This window comes from Terriglobus roseus (genome assembly GCF_900105625.1).
GTDB classification, from domain to species: domain Bacteria; phylum Acidobacteriota; class Terriglobia; order Terriglobales; family Acidobacteriaceae; genus Terriglobus; species Terriglobus roseus_B.
In genome coordinates this window covers 244,845-259,119 of the sequence record NZ_FNSD01000001.1, presented here as the reverse complement: position 1 = coordinate 259,119, position 14,275 = coordinate 244,845, and the positions used below count along the sequence as shown (strand labels likewise).

The 14,275-nt window shown below is 58.0% G+C and carries 10 protein-coding genes; 7 read left to right on the top strand and 3 right to left on the bottom strand.

The features are described 5' to 3' along the window. The first annotated feature begins 99 nt into the window (after positions 1–99). On the top strand, positions 100–3,108 hold the full coding sequence (locus tag BLW03_RS01020; RefSeq protein ID WP_244501906.1) for a sensor histidine kinase: 3,009 nt from the start codon (positions 100–102) through the stop codon (positions 3,106–3,108). 25 nt (positions 3,109–3,133) lie between these two features. Continuing rightward, positions 3,134–3,766 carry a response regulator gene (locus tag BLW03_RS01015; protein WP_074655684.1) on the top strand — a complete coding sequence of 211 codons (633 nt, stop codon included), beginning with the start codon at positions 3,134–3,136 and terminating at the stop codon, positions 3,764–3,766. A gap of 45 nt (positions 3,767–3,811) precedes the next feature. Here BLW03_RS01015 and BLW03_RS20520 read toward each other — a convergent pair whose 3' ends face one another. Further along, a complete protein-coding gene (locus tag BLW03_RS20520) occupies positions 3,812–3,958 on the bottom strand; it encodes a hypothetical protein (RefSeq protein ID WP_170834913.1) in 147 nt (48 codons plus the stop codon). On the opposite strand from BLW03_RS20520, the gene BLW03_RS01010 reads away from it, so the two are divergent. The 5 genes from BLW03_RS01010 to BLW03_RS00990 all read left to right on the top strand — a co-directional run bounded on the left by BLW03_RS01010 (position 3,958) and on the right by BLW03_RS00990 (position 11,607). Continuing rightward, positions 3,958–7,194 carry a TonB-dependent receptor gene (locus BLW03_RS01010; RefSeq protein WP_074651944.1) on the top strand — a complete coding sequence of 1,079 codons (3,237 nt, stop codon included), beginning with the start codon at positions 3,958–3,960 and terminating at the stop codon, positions 7,192–7,194. The two genes, BLW03_RS20520 and BLW03_RS01010, sit on opposite strands and share 1 nt — an antisense overlap. A 95-nt stretch (positions 7,195–7,289) precedes the next feature. Continuing rightward, positions 7,290–8,060 (top strand): RraA family protein, encoded by a 771-nt coding sequence (locus BLW03_RS01005; protein ID WP_074651943.1) that lies wholly within the window; start codon positions 7,290–7,292, stop codon positions 8,058–8,060. Between the two features lie 109 nt (positions 8,061–8,169). After that, a complete protein-coding gene (locus BLW03_RS01000; RefSeq protein ID WP_074651942.1) occupies positions 8,170–9,447 on the top strand; it encodes a selenocysteine synthase in 1,278 nt (425 codons plus the stop codon). Positions 9,448–9,474: 27 nt separating this feature from the next. Then, positions 9,475–9,957, top strand: a complete 483-nt coding sequence (locus BLW03_RS00995) for a RidA family protein (protein WP_074651941.1) — start codon at positions 9,475–9,477, stop codon at positions 9,955–9,957. A gap of 42 nt (positions 9,958–9,999) precedes the next feature. Continuing rightward, the gene (locus tag BLW03_RS00990) at positions 10,000–11,607 is read left to right on the top strand and encodes a PLP-dependent transferase (protein ID WP_074651940.1); all 1,608 of its coding nucleotides are present in this window, start codon (positions 10,000–10,002) and stop codon (positions 11,605–11,607) included. 382 nt (positions 11,608–11,989) lie between these two features. Here the strand turns inward: BLW03_RS00990 and BLW03_RS00985 are convergent, their stop codons facing one another. Both BLW03_RS00985 and BLW03_RS00980 read right to left on the bottom strand, forming a co-directional pair. Further along, positions 11,990–12,709: a lactonase family protein gene (locus tag BLW03_RS00985; RefSeq protein ID WP_074655683.1), complete on the bottom strand. Its 720-nt coding sequence runs from the start codon at positions 12,707–12,709 to the stop codon at positions 11,990–11,992. A gap of 10 nt (positions 12,710–12,719) precedes the next feature. After that, positions 12,720–14,258, bottom strand: a complete 1,539-nt coding sequence (locus BLW03_RS00980) for an FAD-binding oxidoreductase (RefSeq protein WP_074651939.1) — start codon at positions 14,256–14,258, stop codon at positions 12,720–12,722. Positions 14,259–14,275: the final 17 nt, after the last annotated feature.

The following is a 14,275-nucleotide window of genomic DNA, read 5'->3' as shown; positions in this document are numbered from 1 at the left end:
CTAAAGCGCGCAAGGCCTCTGCAGTCGCAGATTTTATCTGCGATCTGCTTGGCGCTCCTGTCCATTGGCTTTGCATCTGGACAGCTACGTTCTTTACCCTTGCCTCCTTCGCAGACACGTTCGCACGATTCTCCGACGCGACTGCGTCTGTCGGAATACCAGAAACAGAACTGGCAGGTCGAAGATGGCCTTTCCGAGAGCAATGTGCGGCAGATCGCGCAGGGGCCAGACAGGAAGCTGCTGTTGGCGACGTTTTCGGGCGTACTGACCTTTGACGGCCAACGTTTTGCACCGGTGAGCAGTGTTCAGAACCCGACTGTTGTGAATGGCGCAGCGGTAAACGCGATGCTACCCGGTCAGGACGGTGATCTCTGGGTAGGCACAGACGGCAGTGGTGTTCTGCACCAGACCAAGACCGGCGTGGTGAACGTAAGCGAGCAGGCCGGTTTTCTTCATGAACGCATTCGTACCATGGTGATCGACCACACCGGGATGCTGTGGGTGGCGACGCAGAACGGCATTGAGCGTTTTCGCGATGGTCGAATGGAACGCATCCCCGGGACCGGGACCATCGCAGGTGACATCACAGTTGTCTTCGCGGACTCGCCTGGGAGGAACGGCAGGCCGGGGCCAATACTCTTCATCACTTCGAGTGGTCTGTTTCGCTGGAACAATGAAACGCTGCAGGCGCTGGCACTACCGAAGCAGTTTGGATCTCCGACAGCCCTCTTTCGAGATCGCGAAGGGGCTCTATGGATTGGCACGGACCACGCGCTCCTGCAGGTTCTGGACGAGTCGGGGAATGACCCGTTGGTGCGTGAGGTGATGGCCACGAAGAGCCCCGTCACACAGTTGGTTACCGATGCTGGACGCAATGTGTGGGTGGGTACGCGTCATGATGGCCTTTGGCGTTATAGCCCCCCCACCGGAAAGCTTGGAGCCGAGGTTGCACACTGGGGATCTCATGAAGGCTTTGAGGACGAGACGGTTCGTTCGCTCTTTATCGACGATGAGGACAATCTTTGGATCGGCATGCTGACGGGGGGACTCAGCCGTTGGCGCAAGGCGCCTTTTGCGCCGTACGGACGACAGGAAGGATTGGCCGTAGGGTACGCAGCGGTGGCTTTCGGTGACAGCCGCGGAGACGTCTGGCTCGGGTCATGGGGACAGGGTCTGTTCCGGAAGCATGGCGAAGTCATCGTGCCGATGCCGCTGCCTGAGATGCAGCCCTCTACGCCGATCCGCGCACTGACCGAAGGAAAGCCAGGGGAGATATGGGTGGGCACCTGGTTTGACGGGATTTACCGTGTGACAGACAGAGGAAAGCAGCACTATCGGTTAGGGATCGAATCACCCGTGAACGCTGTGAGTGCGCTGCTTTACTCACAGGAAGGTGAGCTATGGATCGGTACCTATACGGGCATCTTTCGCTTCGCCTCTGGAGAGCCAGGCAAAGGGCAGAGCACGCGCCTGCTGGAAAACAAGCTCATCACCTGCTTGTTACGGGATCAGGATGGGAGCGTCCTCGTTGGCACCAGCGAAGGTCTGTTCCGCGTGCGCGGTGAAACGGTAACGGCTATCGAGGGTCTGCCACACCCCTATGTGCTCTCCCTCTCGCACGATTTGGCGGGGAATGTCTGGGTAGGCTCGCGACGAGGCGGCATTGGGCAACTTCGGGAAAACCGTGTGGAGGCGCTGCACGTAGGCGGGGACCTGGGTAGCCTCCCGATCTACAGTGGCCTGGAGGACTTCGATGGGCACCTGTGGTTCGGCACGTCGCGCGGAATTCTTCGCGTGTCGCGTGCCCAGATGGTGCGCGCCATACATCACCACGGAACGGTTCCGGACGTCGTCCTCTTTGGCAAGGCCGACGGTATGCGATCCAGCGATTGCAGCGGGCCCTCGCAGCCTGCGGCAACGCGTATGGCTGATGGGACCTTGTGGTTTGCGACGACACGCGGATTCGTTCACACAACAGCAGTTGCGGAAGATGCAGGCCCACGTGTTGCCGCGGCGTCGATCGAAGGATGGAGTCCCGTAGCCAGTGGTGAGATGGAGCCGCTGCAGAGTGACGACTCGCTGGTGCTCAAGCCAGGACAGACAGATCTGCGTATCTTCTACGACGCACGCGAGCTTTCGAACCCGGGGCAAATCGAATTCCGTTACCGGCTGGCTGGTTATGACAGCGAATGGACCACAACCCATTCGCGCGTGGCGCACTACCAGCATCTGCCTTCAGGGCGGTACCGCTTTGAAGTGCAGGCGCGCAAGAGTGGCACCGACTGGATCTCATCGTCGTCGTCCCTAAGCGTGCGGCAGATGCCTCATTTGTATGCCACGTGGTATTTCATGGTCGCCGCATTGCTCTTATGCGGTATGGCTGCCGTGGTCTGGTATCGGCGGCGCATCAGCCGCGTTCGCGCATCGCTGGCAGTCGTTGTGGAAGAGCGCAATCGTATCGCTCGCGAGTGCCATGACACCCTGATGGCTGGCTTCGCGGCAGTGGCATGGCAGGTGGAGGCTACAGCCAAACGGCTGGTGGACGGCACCGACCCAGCTGCGGCGGTTCAGTCGTGTGAACTGGCGCACAGCATGGTGTTGCACTGCCAGGCCGAGGCACGTCGCATCATCTGGGATTTGCGCGACTCGCAGGAAGTCTCGGGCGTTCTGTCGCACGCGCTGTCCCGCGCCATTGATGCGCACTACCGCGAACACAGTATTCATGTGGAGCTTCATGTAGACGGAACGGAGCTCATGTTGCCACCGGGCTCGGTGCACCACCTGGTCTGCATCGGGCAGGAAGCCATCTCGAATGCGCTTCGGCACGCTTCGCCGCAGCGGATCGACGTGCAACTGGTGTTCAGCAAAGGGGAGGTCCGCTTGGAAGTAAAGGACGATGGATGCGGCTTCCAGCCGGGGCGCATCACCGGCAAGAGCGGACACTTCGGCATGATGGTGATGGAAGAGCGGGCACGCAAACTGGGCGGGGATTTCGCTGTGCGATCCACGCCGCGTGGAGGCACCGAGATCGTTGTGCGGGTTCCGTTTTCCACGGCTGACGCGAGAGCGGTGCCGCAACGGAACGCACTCTCGGCAGCCATGTGGTGACCCGCTTTCTGATACTTTGATCCTGATGACGAAGCTCACACGAATCCTGCTGGTAGAGGATCACTTCCTGGCTCGCATGGCGCTCAACAGCGTCTTGTCGATGCAGCCCGGTCTCCAGATTGTGGGGCAAGCCGTCGATGGCGAGCAGGGCGTTGCGATGTACCGTGAGCTTCTGCCAGACATCGTCTTGCTGGATCTGCGACTGCCCAGGATGAGCGGCTTTGAGGTCCTCACCACAATCCGCAAAGAGTTTCCGCAGGCACGGTGCATCGTGCTGTCGTCCTACCAGGGGAGTGAGGATATCTACCGCGCACTGCGGGGCGGGGCGCTTGGTTACCTGACCAAAGACGCAAGTGGCGATGAAGTCCTGAATGCGATTGAGGCTGTGGGGCGCGATCTTCGTTACATTCCGTCGGCAGTTCTCAACCGTCTGGCGGAACGCATCCCTGCAACCGATCTCACCCCGCGCGAAGCCGAAGTGCTGACCTGCATTACGCGAGGCCGCTCCAACCGCGAGATTGCGGAAGAGTTGCACATTGCGGAGAAGACGGTTCGGATCCATGTGAGCGCGGTGCTCGACAAGGTCGGCGCCCGTGACCGCACACAGGCAACCATCTTTGCGCTTCAGCGCGGACTCGTCCATCTGGACGGGGCTTAGAACTTCCATCCATGGAAACCAACAGCCGCTCCTAGGTCATTTGACTTAGGCATCGTTGCGCAATTTGGCCGATGCGCCAAAGGCTGCTGTCATATGAAATGCGTTTATCAGCACAACCAGTTTCGCGAGTGAGTGCGGCATCGCCGCGCCTTCATCGCCTGTATGCATATCCAGTTCGACCAGGAGCCCCATTGAAGAAGCCTCTTCTTTACCTTGCCCCGATCGTTCTTCCTGCCGTGATGTCTGCGCAGGTCGCGAACAATACGTCCCTTGTAGGAACTATCACAGATACCACTGGTGCAGTTGTAGCTGGTGCACATGTCACGGCTGTGAATACAGCGACAAAAGTTAAGTACGCCGGCACGACCAATGAACAGGGCTTCTATCAGATTCAGTTTGTGCAACCGGGCAGCTATGACGTCAGCGTTGAGCAAAGTGGCTATTCGCATGTGACGAGCCGTGGTACTGAAGTGCTGTTGAACATGGCGGCGCGTACCGATGTAACGCTGAAAGTCGGCTCTTCTAGTACGGAAATCACGGTTACAGCTGAAACTCCTGCGCTTTCGACGGATGACGCGCTGGTCGGCGAGACACTGACGAGCAAGCAGGTCGAGAATCTGCCGATGGCCAGCCGCCGCGTCATGGAACTGGCATCAACTAACCCAAGCATCATTGTTGGACCGAAGACGAGCTACAGCGGTACGCCTCCGGGCGCGAACTACATCGGTGCCGGTACACGCGAGGTCACGAACTCGCTGACGTTGGACGGTATCACCATCATGAATTCGCTTATCTCGAATTCACCGGTGACGCCGAATGCAGACGCCGTCGGTGCCGTGCAGACGCAGACCGGTAACTACACCGCGCAGTACGGTGCATACATGGGCGTTCACATCAACGTGGACACCAAAGCAGGCACCAACAGCTTCCACGGAACTGCGTTCGACTACGTGCAGAACACCGCTTTCAACGCTAAGAGCTTCCTCGCATCATCGACTGCGAAGACGCCCGTGCAGCACTTCAACCAGTTCGGCTTTGTCCTTGATGGTCCTGTCGTGCTGCCATTCCTGTACAACGGTCGCGACAAGCTGTTCTTCATGGGATCGTACGAAGGCGTCCGCCAGAAGCAGGAGACGACGACGGTTGCGACGCTGCTGACCTCTGCGATGCAGCGGGGCGACTTTTCTGCGATTACAACGCCATTGCGTAATCCAGCCGGCGGTTTCTACACGAACAACCAAGTACCGGTGTCAGCCGTTGCTGCAAAGTTGCTGCAGTACTATGCCACGCCAAACGTCGCAGGCCTGACTAACAATGCGAATCAAAGCGTACCGAACAGCTTCATGCAGGACCAGACACTGGATCGCGTGGATTACAACATCGGTGAGAAGGTTCGCCTGTTTGCACGTTTTGATTACCAGACGATCCAAACGGCCTCGGGCAACATCGTTCCTACATCGGCAAGTTCGTCGCCGACCAAGAACACCAACGGCCTGATTGCGTACACGCATATCATCACGCCACGCCTGATCAACGACTTCCGCATTGGTTTCAACAAGCTTTCGTCCAATGCGCTTAACTACTTCTACACGGCTGGACTGAACAATGCGGGAACGGCCCTTGGTATACCCGGCTTCAACGCTGATACCGCTAACGCCAACCCGGGTATCCCCACGGTCCTGATTACCAACTACACCGGCCTGGGTGCAGAAGGTACAAACTGGTTCCAGGATGACCGTACGATTCATGGCTATGACCAGATCAGCTACAACTTCGGCAAGCACAACATCATGGTAGGTGCTGACATCCGCAAGATGAGCATCGGTCGTGCCGCTGGCAATACTCCGCGTGGTCAGTTCAATTTCAACGGCTCATATACCGGCAACGCAGCAGCCGATTTCATCGCTGGCGATATCTACCAGACCACGACACCGGTCTACCAGGTAAAGGGTTCGGTAGCATCGTGGCGTAATGGCTTCTTCGCGCAGGACAACTGGCAGGCATCGCAGAAGCTGACGGTACAGTACGGCGTTCGTTATGAACTGCCGCTGGCGCCGTACTCGTTGAATGGCTTTGCTCGCATTCTCAACTCGGACTACACGGCTCTGATTCCTAATAGCACCGCTACCACTGGAGCTTCGTTCGTTCCGACACCCGGATTCAAGTTTGTTGGTTCCAACACGAACCTGGTCTCTCCGCGTCTCGGCCTCGCATACCGCGCGAATGAGAAGGTTGTCATCCGTGGTGGTGGCGGCATCTACTACAACCCGAACCACCTGAATGCATTCACGCTTGCATCCACGAACTACCCCCTTGCAGCGTCGGTTGTTTACACTGTCGCCAATGCTGCGACGGCGCCGTTGACCTACACAAACCCGACGGGTGGACAGGGGGGCGCTGCTGCTCCGGTTGCCGGAACTCCCGGAACATACGTCAGCGCCTTCACGGATAACCACTATTTACCTACCCCGCGCATGTACCAGTGGAATCTGGATACCGGAGTAGAGATGTGGAAGGGAGGCGCTCTTGAGCTGCAATACCTCGGTTCGAAGAGCGTGTATCTGGATCGTTCCTATTACCCGAACCAGCCGCTACCATCGGTTGCCGCCACGACGAATGCTAACCGTCCTTACCAGCTCTTTGGACAGATCCGCCAGATCAACAACGATAGCTTCTCGACATACAACGGCTTGAGTGCTATCTATCGCCAGCATGCTTATAAGGGACTGGACGTGATGTTGGGCTACACGTGGGCGCACAACATGGATACGTCGAGCGACGCGAACGGCGGCGGTACGGCAATGATCCAGAACAATCTGCGCGCGGACTACGCGAACTCTAACTGGGACATCCGTAACCGCTTCGTCGGCACGGTGACCTACGCGATGCCTGAGTTCCGGAAGCTTGGCCTCATCGGCAACTCGCTGCTGGGCGGATGGCACGCGAACGGTATCGTCACCCTGCAGGGCGGCATTCCATTCAACGTTGGCATCACGGACGATCGCGCTCATGTGCTGGGCATCGGCACGCAGCGTCCGAACTTCGTCCACCTCGGTAACTCCGCGAGCTGCGGCCGTTCGACTGTCATTTCGAAGACAGCCTGCATCGACACCACGGCTTACGCGCTGCCAGCGCTGGGAACCTTCGGCACCTTGCACCGCAATGACATCAAGGGACCGGGCTTTGCCAACGTGAACTTCTCCATGTCCAAAGACTTCGCGATCTTTGAGCGTCTGAAGCTTCAGCTTCGCGGTGAGGCATTCAACCTGTTCAATCACGCCAACCTCGGCAACCCGAACTCCACGCTGCCTTCGGCCACCACGGCCGGCGCATTCAACTTCAGCGGATCGAACTTTGGAACCATTTCGCAGATGGCCTCTGGATACCAGCCGCGTACCCTGCAGCTGGCAGGCAAGATCAACTTCTAACCCGCTTCAAACTTCACTGGTCTCTAGCCGCCGGAGCAATCCGGCGGCTAATCTTTCCAGTGGAGAGTTTAGATTTACGACAGAGGTACGAACGAATGGCATTGCATCGGCGGATTATCGTTGGAACAGTTGTGTTGAGTCTTACAGCCTGTGCTGCGGTCTGCACACGCACCGTGGTAATGGCGCAAACGCCAAAGACTGCAGCGGACTACGAGAAGGATCTTCCGGGCATGCTTGAGGCATACCGGCATGTCGAGGCTGCGTCGGTCTCGGATGCGATCGAACAGACTTTGCACGAGAAGCACTACATGAGTCACAAGATGCAGGCGATCTTCCCGACGAAGTTCGTCGGAACGGCTTTGACGGTGCTACTGAAGAAAGAAGAGAACCACGATCCGGACGCGCTGGGCGGCATGCTGAAGGCCATTGATACCGGTGGTGCGGGATCGGTGTATGTGATGAAGATCGAAGACGGTGCAGACATTGCCGGTATGGGAGGCCTGATGGGCACGGCCATGTGGTCGCGTGGCTTTACCGGAGCGGTTGTCGATGGGGGGGTGCGAGATCTTCCACAGTTAAAGCGGATCGGTTTTCCTGTATATGCGACTGGCCCTGTGCCGTCCACTTCTGTGGGCCACTATCGCTTCGGCGGCATGAACCTTCCGGTGGACTGCGATGGCGTTACGGTCAACGCGGGAGATATCATCTCTGCCGATCAGGATGGTGTGGTGGTAATCCCTCGTGCACGGGCAGCTGAAGTCCTGGTCGCTGCGCAGAAGCTGGACGAGACGGAGCATGCGATGTATCCGTATATTGAGCGCCTGCACTCCATCGTCGCGGCAGTGAAGCAGTTCGGCCGGATTTGACGAACAGTCTAGGACATCTGCCCCATCATTCAGTTGGGCAGCACAGGTAGGCTAGCGGTATTCGGACTCATTACGTTGAATGGCACGCTCTCCAGGGAAAGGTGTTTTCGTGACACAGCGGACGGAACAGCAATTGCTTTCTCGCAGAAGCTTCTTTGAGTTGAGTACAGCCGTTGCAGCGTCGGCTGTGCTGCCCGGTGTATCCATGGCCCAAGCGGTGGCCGATCCGGCTGCTGACGACTACTACGCCAAGCTGGGTGTCTCCACCGTAATTAACGCGGCCGGAACCTATACCTATCTGACAGCTGCGGTTATGCCACCTTCTGTGCAGCGTGCGGTCGCTGTTGCGGCACATCATCCTGTTCGGTTGAAGGATTTACACAAAGCAGCGGGTGAGTACATCGCGAAGCGTCTGCGATGCGAGGGAGCGCTGGTCACCTCTGGTGCATCTGCCGCACTAACACTTGCAACGGCTGCGTCGATTGCCGCGAAGGGCGGCATCAAGCCCGAAGAGATCCCGCAGGCCGCACTGGATCGCGGCTACGAAGTGATCGTGCAGAAATCGCATCGATACGAATACGACCACGCCATGATTCTGTGTGGTGTGAAGGTGCGTGAAGTTACCACGGTGGACGACTATCGCAAGGCGTTCAACGACCGCACCGTGATGACGAACTACTTCAACGACGCGGCACCAGAGAACAATCCTTCCGCACTGATTGATCGTGAGACTTGGCTCCACATTGCGCACGAAAAGAACGTGCCTTGCCACCTCGACGCAGCAGCCGACATGCCGCCAATTGAAAATCTGTGGAAGTACACGGGCATGGGCTTTGATTTCGTCTGCTTCTCAGGCGGTAAGGGTATCCGCGGGCCTCAGAACGCTGGCCTGCTGCTGGGCAAGAAGAAGTTGATCGATCTGGCAACCGACAACGACAGTCCTAATAGCGATGCCGTAGGCCGAGGCATGAAGGTCGCGAAGGAACAGATTGCCGGAATGGTCGCGGCGGTCGACTGGATCCTTTCGCAGGATGACGCCACCATGCAACGAGAATTTCTCGATCGCACGCATGTCATCCAGGCCGCGTTGAAAGATGTGCCGACCATGAAGACCGAAATCTTCATGCCAAAGATCGCGAACCATGTTCCTCATCTCTTCCTTCGCTACGACCCGAAGGTTGTGGGCATTACGCCGCTACAGGTCGCTGACAAATTGCGCGCTCAGAGACCTCCCATCGAGTTGAATCCTGCGACCGGCAACAGTGGCCGCATTCATACTGCCGACGAGAATACGATTGTGCTTGCGACGTGGATGCTGCAACCCGGCGAGGCCGAAGTGGTCGCTGCCGCGCTACGCAAGCTGCTTACGCAACCCAACGCTTCGTAAACCAGCCCTGGGCTGAAAAGGAGAAACATGCCGAACCTCGCAAATAAGACAACTCGCCGTAACCTCTTGAAGAACGCTGCAGGAGCTGCCGCTGCTGTCACTGGCGCAGCTGCGCTGGCACCGTCGATGGCAGCCGCGGCAGCGCCCAAGGAGCAGAAGCAGGGATGGCCCAAGCCGAAGGATGGCGAGAAGCGTCTCTTCTCCAGCGCTGTGCTGCACAACGGAACGCTGTATCTCGCGGGCGTCGGAGCACACTTCCAGGGGACGATCCAGGAGCACACAAAGCATGTGCTTGATGAGCTCGAGAAGCAGTTGATCGAGTGCGGTTCTTCGATGGACAAGGTCCTGAAAGTCAACGTTTACCTGAATGACCTGAAGGACTACCAGGCGATGAACGAGACCTACATGGGCCGTTTCACCGGAATCCCGCCGGTCCGCACGACTGTTGCTCCCGCAGGTGGTGTACCGGGCAACTCGCTCGTCGAGATGGACTGTATCGCTTACGTCTAGTTCCAAATGGCTGCTGTGGAATCGAAACACCAAAGGAAGATCATGTCTCTGTTCAGCAAGGCGCGTCCCACGCGACGCGATGTTCTTAAACAGTCTGGTGTACTTTCTGCGGCAGCCGTTGCTGCTCCACTGTCCGCACACGCCGCATTGCTGGCGGACGGTCAGTCGTCGCCCGCGGTGATGTCGACATCGCACGGCACACCGCAGGACAACCTCTTCACGAAGATCGGTGTTCGTCCCATCGTGAACGCGCATGGCACCTTCACCATCATCACGGGCTCGCGTTCTTTGCCTGAGGTGAAACAGGCGATGTACGAAGCCTCGTTCTACTTCGTGCACCTCGATGAACTGATGGATAAGGTCGGGTCTGAGATTGCGCAGATGCTAGGCGCGCCCGGCTGCACCGTCACTACTGGCTGCGAAGCGGCAATTGCGCTTGCGACGGTCGCCTGTTCGTGCGGCACGAACGTGGAATGGTCGCAAGCCTTCCCGTACAAGCGCATGAAGTCGCAGGTGATCATCCCGAAGCATTCGCGTAATCCGTATGACTTCGGTGTTCGCATGACCGGTGCGGAGATCGTGGAAGTCGATAGCGCGGAAGAGTTGCAGGCGAAGCTGACGGACAAGGTTGCGATGGTCTATTTGCTGTCTTCGCCGCTTGCCGAGAGAGGGCCCCTCTCCATAGCGAACATCTGTCAGATCGCGCGTGCGAAGAACGTGCCGGTCTTTGTCGATGCTGCGGCGGAAGAGCCGTTGACACCGAACAAGCACCTGCAGGCTGGAGCATCGCTGGTGGGTTATTCAGGTGGTAAGTGCATGCGCGGACCACAGGCTGCGGGTCTGTTGCTGGGCGACAAGGAACTGACCAAGGCTGCATGGTTCCAGGCCTCGCCGCACCACAATTATGGGCGCGCCTACAAGGTTGGCAAGGAAGAGATCATGGGCATCCGCGCTGCTGTGCAGCAGTGGGGCAAGCGTGATCACGAGGCCGAGCAGAAGATGTGGATGGGCTGGCTGAAGACCATCGAAGCACGTTTGAAGCCGCTGCAGTCGACGACATTTGAGTACCTGGAACCGGAGGATCTTTCGAACCGTTCGCCTCGTCTGCGCGTGCACTGGGATGCAAAGGTGCTGAACATCACCGGTACTGAATTGACAGCAAAGCTGGATGCAGGCAATCCCCGCATCATGCTCGACGGGGGCACCGGCGTGCGCCCTGAGACCATGGCAAGCACGCTCACCGTGATGCCTTACATGATGTCACCGGGCGAAGAGAAGATCGTCGCGGACGCTATCTTCGTGGCGCTTTCGCATCCTGACCACTACTCCGATCCTGTGATTGCACCTGGCGCAAGCAAGGTAGACGGCAAGTGGCATGTCGCGATTCAGTATCTGCGCGGGAAGGGCGAGCAGGAGTTTGACCTGACACAGCAGGGCAGCGAATTGTCCGGAACGCAGAGGGGCGAACTCTTCAACGCGGTGCTGAAGGGAACCATCCACGGCGACGACCTGAAGCTGCGCAGCACGATGCCTGTCTCAGGTCATCAGATCGATTGGAACTTCAAGGGCACGGTCGCAGGCAACACCGCCAGCGGTTCGGTTGAGCTTGGCGAATACGGCGTTGCCTCCTGGCAGGCACGCAAGGCGTGACGATCAATCAGACACATGAGAAGGGTGGAGCCTAGGCTTCACCTTTCTCTTGTGTCTTGAATCACTTCGCGGCTATCGAAGGATCGTCCAAGCGAAAGATTTGGAACTAGCGAATGCGCGCCACGCCCGCGCGTAAGACCTTGGGATCCGCCGGTCCGTCGCCCACTCGCGATCGAGACAGGCGGCGGTGCCGAAGTGGAGGCTGACTCTAAATTCAATACGTTGCCAGACTGTATGCTGCGGCGACGGCGGGTTTATGTCCACCGCGTTCCACGCCGGCAGACTGCGGTCGGTTGCAAGTACACCAATGTCTTCAGCGCCAGAAGTCCTCTTTACGGCGCAACGCGTTGCGGTGCAGCACAAGGACTTTTCGCAGAAGTGATCACGCAAAGCGTGCAAAGACCACAGAGCGCTGACCCGGCACAAGGAGTGGAGGCCCAGGTTTCTGTTGCTGCGTGCTTGACGGCAATGCCTGAAGCTGACTCATGCCATCTCGATCGCAATGGTAGAGACGGGTGCCGTGTTGATCTTGAACCTTGAGCTTGTTCTTACTCACGAAGTTCATGCGCGTAGGTGACTCTGAATTGAGGCGTAGTTCTTTCCGTACCGCTGTGACCTCGCCTGGGATTCCCTCAAGGGAGACAGGCAGGATGTTGTAGACGCCCGCAGCAGCGGCGACGACGAGCAGGGACCCGTCAGGAGAGAGAGCCATCGCATGCGGCATCACGGATGCAAGGCCGAGCTTCCGTGTGGCGATGCGTGTGAGGATACGGCTGTGTGGATCGATACGATAGCTTTCGATCGATGCAGTGGGTAATCCTTCAAAACGGTTGCGCGCATTTGCGACGAAGAGCAGATCCTCACCTGCACTGAGGAGAATGGCTGATGGGGCAAAGGTTTCGATGAAGTGAGTTTTCTGCCACACCCCGTCGGCGGATCGCAGTACCTGGATACCGTCGTGTCCGTCGCGGTCCTGCACTGTAACGTAGGCGTGCGTCGCCCCTTCATGGGGAGGTAGTGCTTTTGCGAAGCGAATGCCATGTGCTGCCATGGTCAGACTGGCTGCGCCGAGAAAGTGTCGTCTCGTCCAACTCTGTTGCATGCGGTTCACCTCAGGCTTGGATCGCCATAGCGTGATGGAAGATGTTGTGAGGATCGTACTCCCGCTTCACCTGTTGCAGGAACGGATAGAGCTCGCCAGTGCCATAGTAAAGCTGCGGCCAGAAGTCATGCTGCAACATATCTGCGTCTGGATAATTGATGTAGCAGCCGTCATACTGCTCACCGGGAAAGGGTGTGCCTTTGTACTTCTCCGGGACACTGCCTGTGGAGTACACGTTGTTGTAAAGATCGCGGATACCCTTCAAGCGAAACGCGTCATCGGCTTCATTGCCCCAGAAGCTCATGTATTGCAGCTTCATGACCGAGGAGCGTTGCGGGACGGCAGTGTCATGAATACGATCAGGGTTGTTTGTCGCACCACCGTAGGAGTCGATCGCGACAAGCACGCCACGCGTCGACTCGTCGGAAAGCACGTGGTAAAAGCTGCGTGCTTCCTCTTCTGTAAAGTTGGCCTTCATGTAGCTGGATTTGTACTTGGCGCGGCCCCGATTGACGGCCATGGTGCTGCCGCCCTGGTTCTGGAGTGTGGATTCCAGCCAGGGTTGTCGGTCCACGGGGCGATCACCGTAACAGACGGAATCGCCAGGCGGTGGGCCTCGACGATCGTCTACGTTGGGCGTTATGGTACTCGGCTTTTCTATAAGAGGTTTGCACGGCTGAAGCTTGTCGCAGAGATCGTAAAGGACCGACAGATCGGTCACCGGTCCGTTCGGATTCATCAACTCAGCCCGCATCGTGATACGACCGCTCGTCTTGTTACTGAGATACAAGCCGGCAAAGAGCCCCCAAGTCTCTTTCTTAGCACTGTTCTCAGCCATCCACTTTCCGTAGGTCAGTAACACCGAAACAAACTTCTCTTCGGTCATGTCCTTCCAGTCCCAGGAAACACTCGCGTGGACGACTTCCTGCGGCGTCGGCGGAAGATGATCGAAATGGAAGTTCGTGATGACACCAAAGTTCGAACCCTGCCCTCCACGGAGTGCGCGGAACAGATGCGGCTCGCTTTGCTTGGAGACGCGGCGTGGCACTGCGCGACCATGTTGATCGACGGTAACAACGTCAATCGCTGTGACCCAATCGACCGTCAGTCCGTACTGCCGCACCAGCGTTCCATAACCACCGCCGGAGATGTGTCCGCCCGCGGTGACGGTGTAGCAGGTGCCACCCGGGATGCAGACACCTCCGCGCTTATAGAGCTGCTCATAGGCGCGACCGAGCATGGTGCCTGGTCCGAGAGAGTAGGAGCCCTTGCCCATCACATCTGTCTGAACGCGATCCAGTGAGCTGACGTCGAGAATCGCGCCGTTCGGATTGTTCACGACGAAGTCTTCGTAACAGTGGCCGGAAGAACGAACCGTCGGGCGCAGTCCTGCGTCCAGCGTGGCTTGCAGCGCGTGAGCCACATCTTCAGCGTCGAGACAGTACTCCACGCGGCCGGCCAGCTGCGCATCCGAGGAGGGGAAGCGTGCATTGCGCGTTCGGCTGGCGAGCGGGAAGCGTGGATCCGTGCGAAGAACAGTGTCCGGCATAGACTCGTTTCTGTGTT

Bases quoted from the DNA above. Each gene is read 5' to 3' on its own strand.
- BLW03_RS01015 (WP_074655684.1), top strand. From the start codon at position 3,134: ATGACGAAGCTCACACGAATCCTGCTGGTAGAGGATCACTTCCTGGCT.
- BLW03_RS20520 (WP_170834913.1), bottom strand. From the start codon at position 3,958: ATGGGGCTCCTGGTCGAACTGGATATGCATACAGGCGATGAAGGCGCG.
- BLW03_RS00980 (WP_074651939.1), bottom strand. From the start codon at position 14,258: ATGCCGGACACTGTTCTTCGCACGGATCCACGCTTCCCGCTCGCCAGC.
- BLW03_RS00995 (WP_074651941.1), top strand. From the start codon at position 9,475: ATGCCGAACCTCGCAAATAAGACAACTCGCCGTAACCTCTTGAAGAAC.
- BLW03_RS00985 (WP_074655683.1), bottom strand. From the start codon at position 12,709: ATGCAACAGAGTTGGACGAGACGACACTTTCTCGGCGCAGCCAGTCTG.
- BLW03_RS00990 (WP_074651940.1), top strand. From the start codon at position 10,000: ATGTCTCTGTTCAGCAAGGCGCGTCCCACGCGACGCGATGTTCTTAAA.
- BLW03_RS01005 (WP_074651943.1), top strand. From the start codon at position 7,290: ATGGCATTGCATCGGCGGATTATCGTTGGAACAGTTGTGTTGAGTCTT.